The organism is Planctomycetota bacterium, assembly GCA_039182125.1.
Classification (GTDB): Bacteria; Planctomycetota; Phycisphaerae; order Tepidisphaerales; family Tepidisphaeraceae; genus JBCDCH01.
This window is the reverse complement of the sequence record JBCDCH010000002.1, coordinates 93,790-114,227: the sequence shown is the minus strand read 5'-3', so window position 1 is coordinate 114,227 and position 20,438 is coordinate 93,790. Positions and strand designations below refer to the sequence as shown.

General features: G+C 64.8%; 14 protein-coding genes. 5 read left to right on the top strand and 9 right to left on the bottom strand.

The window, feature by feature from the left end; genetic code table 11:
• Positions 1-16 precede the first annotated feature (16 nt).
• The 3 genes from AAGD32_01045 to AAGD32_01035 form a co-directional block, all read right to left on the bottom strand.
• Entirely contained in the window at positions 17-1,276 is a 1,260-nt protein-coding gene (locus AAGD32_01045) for a glucoamylase family protein (GenBank protein ID MEM8872818.1), read from the bottom strand.
• Positions 1,273-1,554: a hypothetical protein gene (locus tag AAGD32_01040; GenBank protein ID MEM8872817.1), complete on the bottom strand. Its 282-nt coding sequence runs from the start codon at positions 1,552-1,554 to the stop codon at positions 1,273-1,275. Before AAGD32_01040 ends, AAGD32_01045 begins: the two co-directional genes overlap by 4 nt.
• A gap of 95 nt (positions 1,555-1,649) precedes the next feature.
• Positions 1,650-3,800, bottom strand: coding sequence for a sigma-70 family RNA polymerase sigma factor (locus AAGD32_01035; GenBank protein ID MEM8872816.1), 2,151 nt, complete (start codon positions 3,798-3,800; stop codon positions 1,650-1,652).
• 280 nt (positions 3,801-4,080) lie between these two features.
• On the opposite strand from AAGD32_01035, the gene AAGD32_01030 reads away from it, so the two are divergent.
• Both AAGD32_01030 and AAGD32_01025 read left to right on the top strand, forming a co-directional pair.
• Positions 4,081-4,659 (top strand): hypothetical protein, encoded by a 579-nt coding sequence (locus AAGD32_01030; GenBank protein MEM8872815.1) that lies wholly within the window; start codon positions 4,081-4,083, stop codon positions 4,657-4,659.
• Positions 4,660-4,918: 259 nt separating this feature from the next.
• Positions 4,919-5,245, top strand: coding sequence for a hypothetical protein (locus AAGD32_01025; protein MEM8872814.1), 327 nt, complete (start codon positions 4,919-4,921; stop codon positions 5,243-5,245).
• Here AAGD32_01025 and AAGD32_01020 read toward each other — a convergent pair.
• Both AAGD32_01020 and AAGD32_01015 read right to left on the bottom strand, forming a co-directional pair.
• Positions 5,236-5,745, bottom strand: coding sequence for a YajQ family cyclic di-GMP-binding protein (locus AAGD32_01020; GenBank protein ID MEM8872813.1), 510 nt, complete (start codon positions 5,743-5,745; stop codon positions 5,236-5,238). The genes AAGD32_01025 and AAGD32_01020 overlap by 10 nt on opposite strands.
• A gap of 33 nt (positions 5,746-5,778) precedes the next feature.
• A complete protein-coding gene (locus tag AAGD32_01015) occupies positions 5,779-6,537 on the bottom strand; it encodes an alpha/beta hydrolase (protein ID MEM8872812.1) in 759 nt (252 codons plus the stop codon).
• Positions 6,538-6,557: 20 nt separating this feature from the next.
• On the opposite strand from AAGD32_01015, the gene AAGD32_01010 reads away from it, so the two are divergent.
• Positions 6,558-7,559, top strand: a complete 1,002-nt coding sequence (locus tag AAGD32_01010) for a mechanosensitive ion channel (protein ID MEM8872811.1) — start codon at positions 6,558-6,560, stop codon at positions 7,557-7,559.
• Between the two features lie 48 nt (positions 7,560-7,607).
• A complete protein-coding gene (locus AAGD32_01005; GenBank protein ID MEM8872810.1) occupies positions 7,608-8,516 on the top strand; it encodes a lactate dehydrogenase in 909 nt (302 codons plus the stop codon).
• A 39-nt stretch (positions 8,517-8,555) separates the two neighbouring features.
• On the opposite strand, the gene AAGD32_01000 is transcribed toward AAGD32_01005, so the two are convergent.
• Complete coding sequence (locus AAGD32_01000; GenBank protein ID MEM8872809.1) at positions 8,556-8,954, bottom strand: DUF4174 domain-containing protein; 399 nt, start codon at positions 8,952-8,954, stop codon at positions 8,556-8,558.
• A gap of 325 nt (positions 8,955-9,279) precedes the next feature.
• Between AAGD32_01000 and AAGD32_00995 the strand changes: the two genes are divergently transcribed.
• Positions 9,280-9,648 (top strand): hypothetical protein, encoded by a 369-nt coding sequence (locus AAGD32_00995; protein ID MEM8872808.1) that lies wholly within the window; start codon positions 9,280-9,282, stop codon positions 9,646-9,648.
• Positions 9,649-9,735: 87 nt separating this feature from the next.
• On the opposite strand, the gene AAGD32_00990 is transcribed toward AAGD32_00995, so the two are convergent.
• Genes AAGD32_00990 through AAGD32_00980 form a run of 3 tightly spaced genes read right to left on the bottom strand, consistent with a single transcriptional unit; the run spans position 9,736 to position 20,191 of the window.
• The gene (locus AAGD32_00990; protein MEM8872807.1) at positions 9,736-10,842 is read right to left on the bottom strand and encodes a tRNA pseudouridine(13) synthase TruD; all 1,107 of its coding nucleotides are present in this window, start codon (positions 10,840-10,842) and stop codon (positions 9,736-9,738) included.
• 3 nt (positions 10,843-10,845) lie between these two features.
• On the bottom strand, positions 10,846-11,682 hold the full coding sequence (locus tag AAGD32_00985) for a Cof-type HAD-IIB family hydrolase (protein MEM8872806.1): 837 nt from the start codon (positions 11,680-11,682) through the stop codon (positions 10,846-10,848).
• 19 nt (positions 11,683-11,701) lie between these two features.
• Positions 11,702-20,191 carry a kelch repeat-containing protein gene (locus tag AAGD32_00980; protein MEM8872805.1) on the bottom strand — a complete coding sequence of 2,830 codons (8,490 nt, stop codon included), beginning with the start codon at positions 20,189-20,191 and terminating at the stop codon, positions 11,702-11,704.
• Positions 20,192-20,438: the final 247 nt, after the last annotated feature.

Here is a 20,438-nt window from a genome sequence, read left to right as displayed (position 1 = left end):
TGTCGATGACAGGGGTTCAATGCGCCGCAGCATGAACGCCAACGGTAGGGGCGGGGCTGAAGCCGCAGCGGTCGAGCCCGGTCTGCACCTGGGGAATTTCGCGAGAAAGATCCCACATGAGCCCGCTGCGGTGGTTCTCGATCATGAGTACGGTCGGGCCGACGTCGACGCCGAGCAGGTCGGGCGCGACCCAGGGGAAAGTGTCGTTGAACGTACGGTTGAGCAGGCCACGCTGATGAAAGTTTTGCATGGCCGGCAGCACGACGTCCGGGCAGAGCGGGAGTGCGGCCGCTGTCATCGGTGCGCAGATCGTGCCGTCGTCCGGGCCGCAAGGGACCGATCGGGCGTGGTAGGTGTAGTAGCGGCGACCGTTGTGTTCGCCGAGGTGCGGGCCATCACTGGCGGTGACGCCGAAGCAATCGGCGGCGTAGCTGGCAAAGCCGTCGGGGTTCGCCCCGGCGTAAGTCGACTGCATGCGTGTGGCGCGCTCGGCGTTGGCGTGATAGTCGAAGCCGTGCTCGGCCGTGAACGCGTCGTGTCGACCACGCAGATCGAGGAAACAGATCGGGAAAAGGTGGGTAAACAGCGGGCCGCAGAAGATGTAAGTCTGGCCGTAGTGCGTTTCGATCGTGTAGTCCTCCAGCCATGCGTCGTAACAGTCGGCGGGGACGGGGTGGGTGCGTGAGCCGAGCGCGAGCGGTTGCAGCAGCAGCGCTTCGTTGTAGCCGTGCCAATGGTACTTCATGAACCGGCCCGACGATTTGCCGTGCGGATGCCAGCCGTGGGAGATGCGGCGTTGCCCGTGACGCATCCAGTTCCAGTCGATCGCGTCGGTCAGAACCTCGACGTGTTCGGAGAGTTCCGCGTCATCGAAGTACGCGCCCGCCCAGAGCAAGCCGGCCGCGAGCAGGGCGGTGTCAATGCTCGATAGCTCACTCTTCCAGATACGCCGACCGGTATCGGGGCAGAGAAAGTGATAGAAGAAGCCGTTCTTCCCGGCGGCGAAGGCGTCGTTGGACTGCTCCGAGGCACGCAAGTTCGCGGCGACGGTGCGGAGGCGTTCAAGGGCGTCAGTACGCTTGATCCAGCCGCGTTCGACACCGACGGCAAAAGCCGCGAAACCGAAGCCGGTTGCGGCGGAGCTGATCGGGGAAGTGGTGCTGTCGCGATCGAGCACACCCATCGGTCGCCAGTGCGCCGGGTTGGCGAAGAAGTCGAACGCGTGGCGCTGGGCTACGTCAATGAGTTGGTCGTCGCTGATGCGGCGATGTCTCAACGGGCCAGACCTTGGCCAGTGAGTGCGCGGGCGATGGTGTTGGAGCTGTTGGGCGCGCGTCGGACGCCGCCCTCGCCGCCGACGATCTCGACGTCGGGCTCGGCACCTTCCACCTCGGGTTTGCCGATGACCTTGGCGATCTGGTTGACCTCGTCCTGCTTGGCAGAAAGGCGCTGGTCGATCTCGTTGCGCTGCTGCACGAGCTCTTCGAGCTCGGCGACGGCGGTGTTGTACAGATCCTCGCCCTCGGCGAGCCAGTCGTTGAAGTTCTTACTCACGGGCGATCTCCTTGGTGCAACCGTACTTGACGGTAGACCGCCGGGCAAAGCAACAGGCGTTATCGGCGAAAGAACAGTTCGTACCGAGTGCGAGCTTATCGGCGGCGCCGCGGCAACAACAATGCCGCTCCGGTCGCGAGCAGACCCATGACCGCCGGCTCGGGGAAGCTCACGCCGACGATCGCGACGTCGGTCGAGACGCGGCCGCCGATAATGTGATCCGTGATGTTGTGGTACAGGGACTCGTCGTAGACACGCTCCCAGCCGTCGGTCTCGTTGAACGCCCAGAGCTTGAGTCGCTCGATCGGCGCTCCGGTCGCGGCGGCGGCGTTCGGGTCGTACGGGACGGCAATCTCGATCTCGTCGAACTGCGAGGGAAGCTCCACCGCGAGTGCTTCGCCTTCGATGTCCCACATCGCGATGAACGTGTGTTGACCGGGCGTCTCGGGGGCTGCGTCGCTGAGCGGGTCGATGGGCTGGTCGAAGAGCGATTCGGACGGCAAGACCGACGTCGGCGGGGCGACCTCCGCCATGGCGATGGCCTGCGTCGAAACTTGGACGGGCGGGAGCACGGCGGCATACGCCTGCGTCGGCGGCGTCGCGCGACCGGCGATCGCCACCAGTTCCGGTGACGGGCTCGGCGGAAGGATGGTGGTCGGGGCCGACGACCTTGCGGCGACGACCGGCATCGACGAGGTCGGCGTAGTGGGTGTGGGTGATGCGACAGGTGCCGGGTCGTTCGCGGGTGTGTTGTTAGCGACTTCGGTCGGCGCTTCGGGCTGCGGTGTCGACGGCTCGGGTGTTGCAGCCCCAGGCGCGGTGCGGCCGGGCTGCGAGCGTCCATTGCCGGCGCTGGCTGGAGTCGAACGCGCCACGGCGGTGTCGGCCGCCGGAGCGGTATCGATCGGCCGGGCGACAGGGCGGTCTGGGCCTTGCGGTCCGACGGAAGGAGCGGCACCGGGCGATTCCTGCGGCAGCACCAACGGGCGGCTGCCCGATGCAACCGGCCGCACGGGGATACTCGCATCGCCGGAGACGTTCGCCGGTCGGACGTTCGCCCACTGGCGGCGTCGCTCGGCGAGATTGTCGATGAACGGATTGGACTTCAACGCCGCGACCTGCGGCAGGGGCAAACCGTTCGAGCCGTCGTCCGCATCGGTCAGCTCGGTGTCGTTGATGCTGCCGAGATTGAGCGATCTTTCGATCGTGGGGAGGTTCGACGGAAACTCCAAGGTCGGCCAGAAGTTCTGCACGTCGAAGAGACGGGGGGTGCCGTCCATGACGTTCTCCACGGCGTCATGGATGGATTCGCTTGCCCCGGCATAGTGGGCGGCAAAACCGCCGCCGGTCAGGATCGTGCTCCCAGCCGCGAACATCAGGGCCATCATCTTGGCCTTGCCCATGCTCAAGGCGGCGGTCGATTCGGTCAGGGCAAGGACCTTGGCCGAAACGTCCGAACCGAGCAGGGCGGACACGCCGCCGTTCCCGGCCGCGATCTCGCCGGCCGCCACGGAGGTTTGTTGCATCATCGACGAGCCGATCGCGGTGCGGACGGCGTCGGTCAGCAACGCGGTCATTGCGACACCCGCCATCGTGACGCCGCGAGACTCGAGGCTCTTGGCGAGCATGTTCCGGGCCCGGTGCAACCGAACGCCCAGCGTGTTGGCACGACAACCAAGCTCGCTAGCGATCTCGTCCCGGCTCATCCCGCCGAAGTGGAACAAGATGATCGGCATCCGGTATTTCACCGGCAGTTCGTCGATGCACTCCCGCACGATCCGACGGCGTTCTTCGGTCCCGACATGATGGTCGGCGAGCTTTTCGCCGTCGTTCCAGATGGGTCGGTCATTCTCGCGCTTGACCCGGCGCTTCTTGGTCCGCAGCGCATCGAGCGAGAGGCGGTGGGACACCTTGCGGAGCCAAGGCCCGACCTTGTGGACGTTCTTAGTCGCTTTGTGGCGACTGGCGAGCATCAGGAACGTCGCCTGTGTGACGTCCTCGGCCTCGTGATCGTCACGAAGCACGCGACGGCAGGTCGAGAAAACCATGCCCCCGTAACGGTTCATCAGCTCTTCGAACGCGCCGTTGTCGTTGTTGTCGTGGAACTCGGTGAGGAGTTCCACGGGTTCGAGGTCTTCGAGATCGGGGCGTTGCCCGGTGGTGAGTCGTCCGTTGTTGCGGAAGCGTGGGACGCCGTCGAGGTCTTTGAGCCGGTTGTGGCCTGGGGTCTCGCGTTTGACGGGCAAGCCATTTGCGGGCGCGACGGAACGCCCCTCGACGCCATTACAGCGCCGAATGCCGTTTTTCTCGCCACCACGGGTGTGGCCGGTGATACTGCTTTGCCTGCCTGACATGTCGCTCCCGGAGCCCTGGGCCCGTTGGCAATGAGACGCCACGGTCCGACGGGTTGTTCCAGAAAAATCTGCGACGCCGTCCCCGTTGCAGGATTCGGAACTTGGAAGCCGATCAGATTCGGGCGTCTCGCGGATCAAGCTTTGGAGTATAACGGCTTGGCGGAATGCGCTCATGCGACAACAGCGATATCAGCCTGCAAACACGCTCGGATACCTTCTCGGCGGCATCGGCCGGGGCGTCGTGAGGCTTGTGTTTTTGTTCTGCATCGGCCTTTCCTTGCTATCGGGCACGTTTTGGTACCGCAGCCCGCACACGTTCGACGTCGTGGAATCCGCGACGCCCGACCACGCCTGGATGATCGTCAGCGGCGTGGATCGCCTGGTGATACGGAGTCTTTCACAGCCGTGGGGTAGCCAGGACGATTTCGTTCCGTTCGATTGGAACTACCGCAACATGCCGGCCGCGACCGGGGAAGATCCCTGGCAGGACAGCGGCTGGAAGCTGATCGGGATTGATTGGGGGCAACTCACGCCGGTGCCCCAGATGCCGTTCGAAGGAACGTGGGTTCGGATCAAGTGGTCGACGCTGATGGTGCTTTTCGCAGTGCCGCCGCTGGCGTGGACGATCTGGCGTCGGGTGCGGGATCGGCGTCGTGAGTTTCTTGTGGCAGGATATTGCCCCAAATGTGAGTTTCCGCTCAACGCCTGTGCGTGTGAAGACGGGCAGGATCGTGCCAATCTGTCGCACTGAAACGCGCTTGTTCGCATAAGTTATTCGGCTTCATTCATTTAACGCACGGCATTGTCGTGGACGGCTCCGCAGAACGCGGTTTGACAGGGCGCGCGCGGGGTCGGTATATTTCGTAACTCGCCGGGGCGAAACCGGTGTAGATTGAGTTCGACAACCCAGTTCAGGCGACTGGCCTCCGGCCGGTTCGCCCCACCCTCCCGAAGGCGGAATCTTGGAGCCACCCCTTCGGGAGCTTTTAATTCATCCGCCGCTTCCGACCGTGGCCAAGCGCTTGTCCAAACGCCGACGCACGCTCCGACGCATGTTGCGGTGGGGCGTGCTGGTGTTTGTCGTGGTTTGGGTCGCGCAGCTCGCGGCGATTGCCGTGCGTTTGGACGAGCCGACGTGGACGAAGTACTGGGAGATGCGAGGCTTCTACCGGCCCGGGTTGATCGCGTTTCGCAACGTGGCCGAGCCGTGGTTGCCCGGCGATTACTTCGCATGGCACTCCAAGCGTGGCGCGACCGCCGGCTTCGTCTTCGCAACCGGTTTGTACGCGCTGCCGGCGATTCCGGTCGGCATGCTCGTGAGTTGGCGTTACCGGTAATTGGTGAACTGCAACGGAATCTCTGGGCCGTTTTCCTTGAGGTCTTTCATCACCGCTTGCAGGTCGTCCCGCTTCGGGCCTTTGACGCGCACGGTGTCCCCCTCGATCTGGGCGTTGACCTTGAGCTTCTGGTCTTTCTGCAGTTCCTTGATCCGTTTGGTGATCTGCTTGGCGGTGTCCTTGTCGATGCCACTGCGGAGCTTGGCGACTTGTCGGAGCGTGCCGCCCGATGCGTCTTCGGGATTTTGCAGGTCGAGCGCGCTCGGCTCGATGCCGCGCTTGATCAGCTTCTCGGTCACGACCTGCCGGACGGCCTTGAGTTGCTGGTCCTGGTCGGCGGTGAAGGTGAGCGTTTCGTCCTTGCGGTTGAACTCCACGCCGGCCGACGAGCCCTTGAAGTCGTAGCGCGTGCCGACCTCGCGTTGGGCCTGATTGATGGCGTTGTCGACTTCCTGCATATCGATTTCGCTCACGATGTCAAAGCTGTTGTCCTTCGCCATGACGGGAGCTTACGCGCGGAGTTCTTGCGGAGTTCAAACGTCGGCGAGCACCTCGGCGAGAAACGCGTTGACGTCGGCGGAGTGCGAGAGGTTGATCAAGTGTCGGCCGTCGATGAGGCGTTCGATGTCGTCGGTCGGCGGGATGACATGGTCGGTGCGACCGTGTACTCGGCGAACCGGCGTGAACGGTTCGGTCGCGCCGGCCCAGTTGACACAGGCGCGTGCCGCCCACCTGGTAAACGGCACGTCGGTTTCTCGAGCGATCGCGGCAAGCCTGTCGACGTTCTCGCCGTCAATGCCTTGCCATCGCGCCGACCAACGCACAACGGGGCTGTTCAGCACGAGCGTTGCGATCGGCGTTGGGGTGATGCTCACGAGCCGGGCGATCGTGCGGAACTGCAGGGAGATTTGCCGTGGCGTCGTGCATGCCCCGACGAGAACGACCGCCCGCGGCCGAAGCGTCGCCGCCATTTCCAAGGCGCACATCCCGCCGAAGCTGATGCCGCCGATGCAAAAGTCGTCGTCCAGGTCGAGCGTCTTGCGGATGTGATCGGCGAACCTTGCGCAGTAAGCATCGAGCGTCTCACGTGGCCGCTCCGGGATGAATGTCGGCACCGCCAAGGTCGGTTCGATATCGAGCTGTGGTTCGTAGAGTCGTCGGTTCGCCCCAAGCCCGGGGATCAGAATCAGTTTTGCCGGCGCGACTTGCTCGCATCGGTGCCCGGGGATCGGGCGTGGTTCGGTCGGTTCGTTGGGGCCGACGAGCTTTGGGCGTTGGTGTTGAACCGACACCAATGCATCATCACGAGCAGATGCAGGAACCGCCAACGCTGGAAACTTCCAACCCTGATCAAACGCCTCCGGCCGAGACGCCCCCGGCCGACTCTCCCGACGCGGGCGTGGCCGACGACATCGAGGGCGTTACGCCGAGGGCCGAGGATCTCGACACGATCCTGCAGCAGCTCGACGAAATGTGGCGTGGGTTTCTTCAGCTCGTGCCGCAGCTCGTGTTGGCGATAGCCGTGGTGTTCCTGACGGCCGCGCTGGCACGGTTTGTTTCGTTTGTCACCAAGAAGGTCATCGGCCGGTTCAAGGTGCGTCAGTCGCTCATCGACCTCATCGGGCAGATCGCGTACATCGTGTTCTGGTTGGTCGGCCTACTGGTCGCGGGGGTGATCGTGTTCCCGGATTTGACGGTCGGCCGACTCGTTGCGGGGCTGGGCATCGGGTCGATCGCGCTGGGGTTTGCGTTCAAGGACATCGTCGAAAACCTGATCGCCGGCTTTCTGATTCTCTGGCGCTACCCGATCGAGATCGGCGACTACATCGACTGCGACGGCGTTGCCGGCAAGGTCGAGGATATCAACATCCGCGCGACCCACGTCCGCACCGTCGAGGGCGATCTCATCATCGTCCCCAACTCCAAGCTGTTCCTGAACCCCACCTACAACCAGACCAACTGGCGTGAAAAGCGATTGACGGTCATCTGCGGGGTGGCATATGGCGAGGATGTCGATGCGTCGCGTGAAGTCATTCGCAAGGCGGTCGAAGCCTGCTCGACGGTTCGCAAGGGCCATCGGAAGGTCGAGGTTTTCGCCCAGGCGTTCGGTGCCAGCAGTATCGACTTCGAGGTGACGTGGTGGACCGGCAGCACCCCGTTGGAACTCCGCCAGAGTCGCGACGAAATCGTGGCTGCCGTCAAGCGTGCGCTCGACGATGCGGGCATCGAGATTCCGTTCCCGTACCGGACGCTCACGTTCAAGGAGCCCTTACCCTTGGTGCATCCAAGCCGCGACGAATCTTCCGAGGATTGACCGACTTTTGTCGTGGGTCGACACCAAGCGGGGGCTTAGTCTGTCGGCATGAAGATCAGTGTTATCGGGATGGGACGTGTCGGAAGTGCGACGGCGTTTGCCTTGGTAACGCGGGGCGTGCCGTCGGAGCTCATCTGCGTCGGAAGCACGCCCGAGTCGGTCGAAGGCGACGTGGTCGATTTGCAGCACGCGAGTGCGTTCATCAGGCCGATGCGAATCTGTGCCGGCACGATCGAGGAAACGGCCGGTAGCAACATCATCATCGTCGCGGCCTGTCGAGCGACCGACTCGGGCGGGGACCGTCTCCACGCCGCCGCCCCGAATGCCGCACTTCTTCGCGAGATCATTCCGCCGCTGGTGAAGGCATCGCCCAACGCGATCTTCCTGATCCTGAGCAACCCGGTCGATGTAGCAACCTATGTCGCGCTCAAGGCGTCACGTTTGAGCCCGCGCCAGGTTTTCGGTACCGGCACGCTCATCGACACCGGCCGGTTTCGTGCGCTGCTCAGTGCCGAGACCGGCGTCAACGCTCAGGACATCCGCGCCTATATCCTCGGCGAGCACGGCGAGAGCCAATTCCCCGCGCTCTCGGTCGCCAGTGCCGGTGGCGTGAAGTTCAAGGGTGGTGACGCCCGGGTGCAGGAGATTTTCGAACAAGCCCGCAAGGCCGGTTGGAACGTGTTTGAGAAGAAGGGCTACACCAACTATGCCATCGCGATGAGTGCGATGTTGATCTGCGACGCGATCGACCATGACAGCCGGGCAATCATGCCGGTGAGCACTTACGTTGACGGTTTTCACGGCGTGAGAGACGTGTGCCTGAGCTTGCCATGCGTCATCGGTCGGCACGGGGTGGAGCAGGTGTTGCCGATCGACCTCGACGAGAGTGAGACCAAGCAGCTCCGGACGAGCGCGGCGGTCCTGCGGAAAGTGATTCGCCAGGTCGCGGCGACATGATGGACCAACGGGAGTTCCCCGGCTGACCCGTCTCGGGAGCTATTGCTTACGCATCTCGTCTTGACGCATTGGCATGCCGTCAATCTGTTCGAAGATGTCGGTGAGGGAGACGAACGACGTTTCGCGGCGTTTGACGCCGCCGTCCTTGCCGATGAGCAGTGCGGCAAGCTGGTCGACCGGCACGTCGTATTCGAGTCGCAGCGATTGAATATCGTCGACCGTCAGTTCCCGATCGCTGGCATGTCCCAGGCGGGTGCCGATCGCGGTGACCAGCACCATGTCACGGTCGAGAAACGCTTCTTCGCTGGCGAGAACCGCACCGCGCATGCGTCGCAATGCATCGTGGCCTTCGTCGGGCGCGAAGATCAGCAGCGGGCGCTGTGCCCAGCGGTACTCGGACAGGGAAAACGGCTCGGCAAGTTCTTCGGTGGCTGGCATGGTGGCGGGTGCGTTGGGTTCGCACCCGCACCAGAGCAAAACAGCGACCAGCGCGAAGGGCCTCATCGAGAAAGTCTACGTCGAGACGAACGCGACGATGGCGGCGGTGACGCCGGCGATGAGACAAGCGGCGATTCGTTCGGGGATCGAAAGTCGGACGGTTTCGTCGGCCATGCATTTCTCCGGTTTGGCCGCGGCATAATGCCACGGCCCCGTGTCGGTCTGGCGGCCGACATTGAACGCACCTGCAACCTACGATCCGCCGCTCGAAAACGGAAAGAACCAGTCCCTATCGGACAGGCATACCGCCCCAAACCCCAAGCAAATGGCCAAAATCACCCTTGTCCTCGGTGTCCTGCTGATCATCCTCGGTGTCGGTGCGTACTCGGTCAGTACCAGCGATAAGCCCGAAACGGCACTGATTCCGGCGTACATCGGCGGGCTCTTTCTGGTGTTCGGGGGGCTGATGCTGCCAAAGGTGAAGCTGCTCACGATCATCGTCGCGCACTTGGCGGTGGTCATCGCCGCGCTGGCGCCGGGCGGCATCATCGTGCGTTGGGCCGGTGGGAACTTCGGCACCGCGCTCGCGACCTTCGTGCAGATCGCGACACTTGTGTTGCTTTGGGGTTACGTTGCGATTGGCGTACGGTCGTTCATTGTCGCACGTAAGCAACGCAAGCTCGCGGCGGCATAACCGCGTTGCGGAGCAACGCAGCTGTGCGCTCGATGTGCTTGTGAAAGCCGCGCCTAGCTGCGTTGCTCCGCAACGCGGTTATGCCGCTCACACTTTCCCGTCCGGCGCCCCGACGCGGGGTTGCAGGCCTTCGATCGGGCCGCGGTCGTCGCGCTTTTCCATGTCGTCCACTTTGAGCAGCTCGCGCATGAGCGTGGTGGCGTAGCTGCCCTTGGGGAGGTTGAAGGCGACGGTGATCTGCGGGCCGAAGTCGTCGACACCGCCGGCGAGTTCGGTCTGTTCGGGGCGGACGCGGATCGCGCGGCGTTCGCCTGGAAAGCTGCGGCCGGCGGCGGCAAAGTCTTCGGGCTTTACGCCGAACTCGGCGAAGACTTTCTGCTCCAACGCCAACGCTTCGGCCTTCGCCGCGAGCAGCTTCGGCCCCGGCAACGGGCCGGCCGGGCTGATCTCCCAGTTCGCACATCGCGGTTGCTCTTTCTCGACGTCCTCGACCACGAAGCAGCCACCGGTGTCGGTCTTCTTCGCGACGTCGCCGGGGATGAGCTTGTCGAAGATGCCTTGGCGAATCCGCTCCGCGACGACGGCGTTGAACACCGCCGACTGGGCGGCACTCACGAGCATCTCACGCTTGGACCTGGGCGTCTTACGGATCGCCTGCTCGCCGGCGCGGAGCAGTTCGAAGCCGCGCTCGGCGTTGTCGCCGTACTTGCCGAAGCGTTGCGGGCCGAAGTAGTTGGGCATGCCACGCTCGATCAGTTCGTTGAGCACGGGGCGGAGCTTGACAACATCGGTCGGGTTGACGTTGCGCACGATCACGGCGAAGCGGTTGCCCGAGAGGTGCCCGGCGTGGAGTTTTTTGCGGTGGTGTGCCGCCCAAAGCACCTGCAAATCGTCGGCTTGCAGCGCCATGACTTGCGAATCACGCGCACCAAGTGCGGTCATGCGTTGCTGGGTGACGGCCCACTTGTCCTTGCGGCCGGCGGTGCCGATGTTGCGTGGGTCGAGCCGGAGTGCGTTGGCGATGCGTCGAACGGCTTCGTCGGTCGTGATGCCGACTTTGCGGATTTCGAAGAGCACATGCTCGCCATCGCCGGTGGCCTCGTCGTCGGAGAGTTCCTGGACGAAGAAGTCGGTCGGTCGGGCTTTGATGGTGCCGCCGATGCCGGGGGCGCTGGTGAGATGAGGCAGTTCCACCGCTCACAGTAGCCGCGCCCACTCGAGCGCCGCATGCACACCGTCCTCCTCGTTGGACGGTGCGACGAAGTCGGCGATTTTCTTGATGTGCTTGTGACCGTTGCCCATCGCGACGGACCGGCCGGCCCATTTCATCATGCCGGCGTCGTTGAGGTTGTCGCCTATGGCCAGGGTCTGGCTTGCGCGGATGCCGAAGTGGCCGGCGATCTTCGACAGCGCGACGCCCTTGCTCACACGCTTGTCCATGATCTGCAGCAGGTCACGGTCGGTGTGCAGGATCTGAACGTCCTTGCGGAACTCGGCTAGCAGGGCGGTTTCGATCCGCGTGAGCATGGCCGGCTCACCGAGCATCATCAGTTTGGTGATCGGAAAGCGACAGAAGTCCTCGACCGGCCCGATCGCGTCTGGCTGGAACATCTTGCCGGTTTCTGTGGTGTGCTCCGGGTCGTTCTCACGGTCGGTGAACCACTTGTCCATGATCTCGGCATGGATGAGCACCTCGTCGAAAAGGTCGCGTGCGGTGTCGCACATGCGGAAACAGAGCTCGCCGGGGATCGGGCGGTGGAAGTGGGCCATGTTGCCCGGCTCGTCCCAGATGAGCGCGCCGTTGTAGTTGACCTGCCAAGTGTCGAGCCGGAGTTCGCGGTAGATCGGCCGGACCGAGCGGGGCGGGCGGGCGGTGGCGAGGACGACGCGCACGTCGGTCGTCTCACGCAGCTCGTGCAGCGCGTCGGCGGTCTTGGTGCTGACTTTCTTGTTCGCATCGAGCAGCGTGCCGTCAAGATCGATCGCGACCAAGCGGATCGGTAACGGACGTACGGCAGCCACGGGCGTCGTCATCGCTGCGATGATATGCCGATCACGCGAAATCGAACTCGCCGAAGTACGTGGCCTGGAATATCAGTCCCGGTCGGAAGCCGCCGATCATCAGCACGCGGCCGTCGGGTAGCAGTGCGACAGCCGGGCTGGTGCGCGGCTCGGTCGTCGTGCCGATCGTGCGCCAACTGTCATTGGCGAAGTCGTACTCGAAGATGTCATCCTCGGACTGGTTGTGCTCGGACTGTCCGGCGAAGATGTAGAGCTTGTCTTCCTTCTTCACCAGCGTCTGGTGCATGTGATTACGCGGCGCGGGCATCGAGGCACGCTGGGTCCAGCTGTTGGTTGCGGGGTCGTAGGAGTAGACCTCGGTGTGGGGCGTGAGTCCTTCGTCGTGGCCGGACTGGCTGCCGAAGAAGTACAGCAGGCCGTTGTGTGTCTCGGCGGCGAGGTGGTTGCGACCGACGGGCATGTCGGCCCGGCTTTGCCAGCCGGCGCCCTGGTTGTCGAGATTCAGCACCCAGTGCTCACGCGTGTCGACGCTGCGTGCGATGTTCTGGCCGCCCAGGAAGTGGAGGTTTCGGCCGATAAGAACAAGGTCACCGCCGGCGCGTTCGACAGGCAGGTCCGGCCCGCGCGACCAAGCGTCGTTGGTCGTGTCGTACTTCCACACCTTGCGTGAGCCGTAGATCTGCTCCAGGCCCTCGCGTCCGATGTACGCCCCGGCGAACCAGACTTCGTTGCCGACAGTTTCGACGCCCGCGTGGGTGATCGCCTCGGGCATATCGGCCATGCGGGTCCACTGATTGTTGCGGAAGCGGTAGACGTCGCGGACGCTGGAGAAGTCGACGCGGTAGCCGCCGAAGATGAAGACGTCATCGCCGACGACGGCCTTGCTGCTCTCGGCGTAGCTGCGTCCGGGTTGGGGCGCGTCGGTCCACGTAATGCCGGTGACGTTGGGGCCGGTGTTGTCGTCGCCGTTGTCATCCCCGCCGCCGGTGTTACCGTCGCTACCGCCGCTGCCATTGGAGCCAACGGTCGCGATGCGGACGTTGTCGAAGGCGTAGAAGCCGGCCGTGGTCCTTGCCTGAATCTCGATCTGGAACTCGCCGGCCGGGATGGCATCAAGGGTCACCGTGACCGTGCCGGTCACCGGGTCGCGGAAGGATTGGACCACCTGCGACTGGCCGCCGATGCGGACGTTGACGTTGAGTTGCCCGGCCACGTTCGCGCTGCTGCTCACGTCGACGCTGAAGCGGTACGTGTCGCCTGCGGGAAGGTTGAGCCTGGGCGTGTACCAGCTTGCGAAGCCGCCGGTGTTCTCGGCGACGAGTCGGCCGTCGCGAACGCCGAAGAACCCGCCCGACTGAACGCCGCCGGTGTATGTACGCCACGAGAGTGCGCCGGTGCCTTGCTGGGTGCCGTTGGCCTGCGGGAAAGTTTCGACGAGGAAGTCGATGCCGGTGTTGTTACCGCCTCCGGTGTTGCCTCCACCGTCATCACCGCCGCCGTTGTCGCCACCGTTTCCGGTGTCGCCGCCACCTGTGTCGCCGCCGCCACCACCGCCGGTGTCCGTGCCGGGTTCCGTGATTTTCACGTTGTCGAACGTAAAGCTCCCGGCGGTCGTGCGTGCCTGGATTTCGATCTGGAACTGATCGGCCGGGATGTCGGCCAGCGAAACCCTGACGGTTCCGGTGACCGGGTTGCGGAAGGACTGGAGCAGTTGGTAGCTACCGCCGGCGATGCGGACGCCGACGTTGAGCTGGCCGGCCACGTCGGCGGAACTGCTCACGTCGACGGAGAACGTGTACGGCCCGCCGGTCGGCAGGGTGATCTTGGGCGTGTACCAGCTTGCGAAGCCGCCGGTGTTTTCGGCGACGAACGCGCCGTCGCGGACGCCGAAGAAGCCGCCGCCTTGGACGCCGCCGACATAGGTGCGCCACGGGAGTTCGCCGGTGCCTTGCTGGGTGCCGTTGGGCAGGTCGAAGGTTTCGACGAGGACGTCGGTCGCGGTGTCGCCGCCCGTGTCGCCGCCACCCGTATCGCCGCCATCACCGCCGCCCGCGTCACCGCCGCCGGTGTCCGCTGCCGCGCCGTCGGTGATGCGGATGTTGTCGAAGCGGAACTGCCCGGCCGTGGTACGTGCCTGGACCTCGATCTGAATCTGGCTCGCGTCGATGTCGTTGAGCTCGACCGTGATCACACCGTCGATGGGTCCGCGGAAGCTGCGGAGCAGTTGATACGCGCCGCCGTCGATGCGGACACCGACATTGAGCTGGCCGGCAACGTCGGCGGAACTGCTCGCGTCGATCGAGAAGTTGACTTGGCCGGAGTCGGGGATGGGCAGCTTGGCCGTGTACCACGAGCCGAAGCCGCCGGTGTTGTCGGCAACGAACTGGCCGTTGACAACGTCGAAGGTTCCGCCGGACTGAACGCCACCGGTGTAGGTGCGGAAGTCCAGGTTGCCGTTGCCGTCGAACTTCTGCTCGTAGAGCACGGTGACGGTCTCGCCACTGTCATCGGCCGGCGTGGTCGCGTTGACGGTGTTGGACGCACCGCTGTCGCCGGCACTGTTGACGGCGAAGACGCGGTACTCGTACGTCGTGTCGGGATCGGTCGTGTCGTCGAGGAAGCTGGTGATGTTGGCTCCGACATTGGCCAGTGGCGCGAACGAGCCACCGTCGGTCCGGCGTTCGATGCGGAAGCCGGTCTCGTTGTCGGCGTTGTCGAACCATTCGAGCGAAACGCCGGTCTCGACGATGGTTGCTTCGAGGCCGGTCGGTGCGTCGGGTGCGGTCGCGGTGGGCGTGATCGTCGCCGATGCCGTGGCGCTGGTTGCTTCGCCGCCACCGTTGAAGGCAACGACGCGGTAGGTGTAGGTCGTGCCAGCGACGGCGGTGGTGTCCTCGTAGTTCGTCGCATCAGGGCCGAGCGTCGCGAGGGTTGTAAACGCACCGCCGGTGGAGCGTTCGATGCGGAAGCCCGCTTCGTCGTTGGCGTTGTCGGTCCAGTTCAGCGTGATGCGGTCCGCGGAGGCGACGGCCGAGAGGGCGGTCGGTGCGGCCGGGGCGGTGGCGGTGATGCTGACCGCGCGGATGTTGCGCAGCCGGACGGTCGCGCCCGCGTCGCTGTTGCCGGCTGCGGCGAAGCCGACCTGCAGCGTGTCGCCGAGTGCGAGCTGCGCGGTGCCGAGCGGGGTCCACGTCGCGCCGTCGAGCATGACATAGGCGGTGAAGGTCGTGCCGACGCGTTGGAGACGGACCTCGGTGGGGCGGCCGGCAGCGGCGTTGCCGGTGGTTGTCGTCGAGCCACCGTTGGCATCGCGGTAGGCGAAGTTTCCGAGCCTATCGGCGCTAAACAGCACCGAGACGTGGGCACTGCCGCTGCCGAGCGAGCTGCGGGCCATGATGCCGCCGACACCCTCGTCGGGGCCGGTGATGTCCTGCAGCGTGACGGCGATGTCGAAGTCGCCGGAGATCGCGCGGTGGAGGAAGCGGAAGTTGTCGGCGTTACCGGAGATGTTGCTACCGGAGCCGGCGGTGAGGTCGTAGTTGACGTTGGGCGCGAGCTGCGCCGTCGAGCCCAGCGCCGGGGAGCCGATGTCGGTGGAGCTATAGACGTTGCTCGCCGGGGTCGTGGCGGTCACGACGTTGGAGAACGCCGATGCGCCGGCGGAGTTGATCGCGCGGACGCGGTACTGGTACGTCGTCGCGCTGGTGGTGGTCAGGTCGACGTAGGTCGAGCTGTTCGCCGGTGCGCTGGTGAGCAGGGAGAACGGGCCGCCGTTGGTGGAACGTTCGATCTGGTAGCCGGTCTCGTTGGTGGCGTTGTCGTTCCAGGAGAGGATGACTTGGTTGCCGTCGAGGCTCGCGGCGAGGGCGGTCGGTGTGGCGGGTTGCGTGACCTCACCGCCGGTGCCGTCGCCGTTGCCCTGGATGTCGGCCGGGGTGCCGGACGTGCCTTGGTAGTCGACGGCGACGACGCGGTAGGTCGCCGAGCCGGAAGCGCCGGCGTCGATGAACGTCGTCTGCGCGGTGGGCGTGTCGGTGAGCTTGACGAAGCCCGAGCCGGTGTCGCGGAAGACGTCGTAGCCGATGACGTTGCCGGCGGTGTTGGCGGCCCAGTTGAGCGTTACGCCGTTGGCCGGGGTCGCCGTCAGATCCGCGACCTGCACCGGGCCAGTGACGGGCTTGACGTTGGTGATGAGGTAGACGTTGTCCTGGTAGTCGTAGTTGGTGAAGGTCGCGCCGACGTAGTCGTGGGCGGCGATGTACGCGCCGGGGATGATGTTCCCGTCACGGTCCTTGGCCGCGTAGAACCGCCAGGCATGTTCGTTGTTGAGGTTGTCGTGGAACTGCTCGTCGGAGTAGGAGCCGTCGGCGAAGAAGCCGAAGTTGCCGTTGGTGGTGAACTCCGCGTAGCCGGGCCCGCCGTTGGAGTGGCGGGGCAACAGCGTCTGCCCGTCGGTCGCGGCGTGGCGGAAAAGGAAGTTGCGTTGACCGGCGTTGCCTTCGGGGAACCAGCGGACGGTCGAGGCGGAGTTCTGCGACGGTGTGCCCTGCCCGTGCCACGCGCCGAGGATGCGTACGCCGACCGGCTTGGAGTCGTCGGCGCGGGTCCAGTAGCGGCTGAGCGTTTCCTCGCCGGCCGCCTCGTAGGCACCGCCGGTGTCGACATCGCCCACGTCGATCGAGTAGCCGAGGGCCTCGATGATGGTCGTGACCTTGGGCTCCTGGGAAATGCCGCGACTGTTGTTCTCGGAGTCGGACTGCCAGAGGCCGGCGAGTTGGACCTGGCGGTTGGCCTCGTCGGCGTCGTTGCTGATGATCGTGAGCGTGGCGTTGCGGACTTCCTGCCCGTCGCCGGCGCGGTCGTAGATGAAGCGGACCGTGACGTCGCGGAACTCGTTACGGCCGAGCGTGACGGGGCTGCTCACGTCGCCGGCAATGATCTCGAACTCGTTGCTGGAGAGTTGGAGGTCGTTGATCGTCAGCGGCGACTCACCGGTGTTGCGGATGCGTAGCGTCGCGGTGTCGTGGACGGTGTTGGGGTTGACCGTGTCGACGCCGTCGGGCGAGATGCGGCTGAAGACCAGGCGATCCGCGAACGGGACGTTGTCGAGATTCTCAATGCCAAGCTCGGCACCCACGACCGGGGCAACATTGCGGATAACGAAGACGATGTCGTTCTGGTCGGACTGCTGTTCCCATTCCTCAAAGCCGACGACGTAGGCGTTGGGCACGACGTCGCCATTGGCGTCCTTGAGCGGGAAGACGCGGACCTTGCGGCGTTGATCGGGGTTGTTCTCCCAGGTGTTGAGCACGTCCTCGCCGTAGACGACGCGATGGTCGAAGGCGGCATAGCTGGACCAGAGCGCGAACGCGTCAGAGCCGGGGTCGAAGGTGGTGACGCCGTCGATGCCGGGATTGACCGACTGACGATCCTCGGCGGCGACGCGGAACAATTCGGTCATCGTCTGCGGCGTGCCCGGCTCGTAGGTGCCGAAGATCAGCGAGTTACTGCCTTGTTGACCGGCCATCGTCGCGAGCACTTCGATGCTCACCTCGCCCGGTCCGGCTTTGGTGAAGCGCGGCGCGATCACTTCGTCGCCGCGCAGCGAACTGTCGTCGGGGTAGTGCGTGGTGTTGGGATCGGGATCGCCGACGTTGACGGGGATTTCGTAGAGGTCGAGGATGCGCTGCAGCGACGGTTCGTTCTGGCCGTCAAGGCCGGTGGTGCCGATGCCGCGGAGCCGAACGATCACGTCGTTGTTCGTCGTGTCGATCGTGAGCGTCGCTTCGTGGATGCGCTTGGCGTCGGCACGGAAATCGACCGAGAGCGTGATGCTCTCGCCCGCCCCAAGCACGGTCCCGGCGATCGGCTGACCGGTGATACGGAAGTCGGCCGGATCGGCTCCGTCGAGGTCGAATCCGTTGAGCGTCAACGGGCCGGCACCGGTGTTGGTGACGGTGACGGCCTGTGCCGGCGAACGGTCGCCGGAGGTGTGATTGTCGTTGAAGTAAAGCGTCGTGTCGGAGACAGTCGCGTTGCCCGGTGCGGCGTTGGATTCCGCCGGTTGCAGAAGGTAGATCGCTCTCGTGCCGAGGTCCGCCACGAGCAGGTTGCCCGTGCCCGGCTGCTGGATGATGTCGATCGGTGCGGCGAAGTCTTCGAGGCCGCTGAACCCGTCACGGGCGTCGACGATGCCGCCGCCGGCGCCCGGCGTGAGGATGAGGATGTCCTGTGGCGTGGCGTAGCGGACGACGAAGATCTTGCCGTCGAGGTCACCGCCGAACGGGCTGCCGGTGCTGGCGTCGTCGCGGTACTCGATGATGCCATTGGGCGAGACACGCAGGCCGAAGTCGAACGCGATGTCGTCGACACGCCAGTTGGCGTCGGGCTGCGTGCCGACCGGGTAGGTGGCGACCTCATGCGGGTCGACGCCGGCGGTGGGGTTGCCGCCGTTGAGGATGAACTCATTGCGGACGGGATTGGGGCTGCCGTAGTAGCCGCCTTGGTTGATCGCGAACAAATAGTCGCGTTGGACCTCGGGCACGTTGGTGAGGTCGGTGCCTGTTTGTGACGGGTCGGCGGGGGTGTTGCCGCCGTTGCCCGAGCCGTTGGTCGGGGCGTAAAGGGTGCCGTTGGAGTGCCAGAGCAGATCATACGCGTTGCGGACACCGGTGGCGAAGAGCGTCACCGGCGCGTCGGCAGCGAACGGGTCATAAGGCGTGTCGGTGTCGGCGGTCTGCACGTCGACGGTTCCGGTGCCGATCGCGGCGACGTCGATACGCAGGATCGCGGCGGTGAGAAGCCGCTCGGGCCGGGGCGTGCCGTTGGCTTCGCTCCACGTCGGGTCGCTGGCGCCCATCGCCGTGTTGGCCGCCTGCGACAGGTAGAGCATCCCGTCGGGACCGAAGGATGCTTGATTCGTCAGGTGATCGCCGACGCTGCGGGGCAGGCCGGTGACGAGGTCGCGGATGTTGCCGAGGTCGTCGCCGGAGAGCACGGAGATTTTGCCGGTCCAGTCCCGGGCGTCGCCGGCGAGGATGCCCTCGAAGTCGCCATGGATGGCGTAGGCAATCAGGTTGTCGGCGGTGGAGGTCGGGTCGAAGGTCAAACCGATGAGCGCCCGAAAGCCGGCGTCGTCGCGGAGCGTGGTGATCTCTGTCTTGTTCGAGAACGCGCCATCGGCGTCGACGTCGAAGCGGTAGATGAGCCCGTCGAGGGTGGTGGCGTACAGCCGACCGTCCGGGCCGAACGTCACGCCGGTCCAACGTTCGCCGTCGGCGAGCGCGACCTGTGTGCGGTCGAAACTGATCGACGTGTCGATCGTCCCGCCGGCGGTGCCGGTGGTGAACGAGGACGTGAACGGGACGACGGCGTTGCCGAGGATGTCCTTCACGCCATCGGTGATGACGAAGGTGTAGTCGGTGTTGGCGTCGAGGACGCTGCCGCTGGGGGTGAGGATGATGACATCACCGGCACCGGACGTTTGAACGTTGGCGGTGACGCGTTGGCCGTTGTCGGTGCGTTCGAGGTAAACCGTGTTGGCGTTGAGCGTGGCTTGGTCGATGCGGCCGCCGGAGGTGCCCGCGGCGATGTTAGCGAAGATGCCGATGTCGCGGGTGACACCGGTTGCGCCGTCGGCTGGATTGACACCGGTCACGGTCGGGCGGTCGGCTTCCGATCCGTTGTGGCGGACGAGCGAAAAACTGTCGTAGCCGATGTTCGCGGGGGCGGCCTGCGAATCGTTCTGCACGATGCCGGCTTTGGCATCGGTGGCGAAGAAGGCCACCCGATCGTCGGCCGAGATCGTGACGGTCGTGCCGAAGTCCACCCAGTCTCCGCCGGGCAGGCGATAGCCGGCACTGACCGTGCCGGTGTCGGCATTGATCTGCAAACGCAGGTCGATGTGCTGTTGGCCGTCAAGGCTGCCCGCGTCGAGCTTCGCCTCGAACGGAATGATCGACGAGCCGGCGGTGTCCGTGGATTCGTAGAGGAACTCGATCCGCTGCCCCTCGGGCCAGCGGCCGGCGACAACCTTGACGTAATGATCGGCGTCGGGGCCGAACGTCAGGCCCGCCTGCTGAAACTGCTGGTCGAACGCCGTGGTCGGCCCGTCGAGCCGGACCTGCGCCGTGAACGAACCGGCGGTCGCGTCGAAGGACTTTTCGAGCACGTTCTGATGGGTGTTGGCGTCACGGAAGTTGGACGTGTTGCCGGCGGTCGTGACGCGTAGCAGGCCGGTGGCGGTGTCAAGGTCGAGGCCGTCGGCGTTGAACCCGTCGCCGGCGTCGTTCTGTTGAAATCCTGCGAAGCCGGTCCCCTCGCCGTCGGTGTCGACGAGCGTGCCGGGGGTGCTCGTGTCGAAGCCGAGATCAACGAGCGTCACGTCGGCAAGCAGCTTGCGGGTTTCGAGCTTTTCGAAGATCGGGGACCACGCCGCTTTGAGCAGGGCGTTTTTATCGGTCGCCGCGGTGTCGTTGTTCTTGGCGAACGGCTGATCGGTGTTCTGGTCTTCGCGAGTCACTTGCATTCTCTCTCGGTTCGGCGGTGGGGGTACAAACGTTGGTGCGAGCGGTCGGCGCACGTCGGGCGCGGCATCCGGCGGACGTTCTCGGTATCGGGACACGTCACGCACCGCTTTGGCAGTGATTGACGCGGACTCACACGTTGTCGGAAACTTCGCATCGGAACGTAGTGAATGACGCCACGGATCGACCGGAAGTTCCCGGTGTATTTGTCACAGCCGATCGGCTTGTGCCGTTGTTAACTGT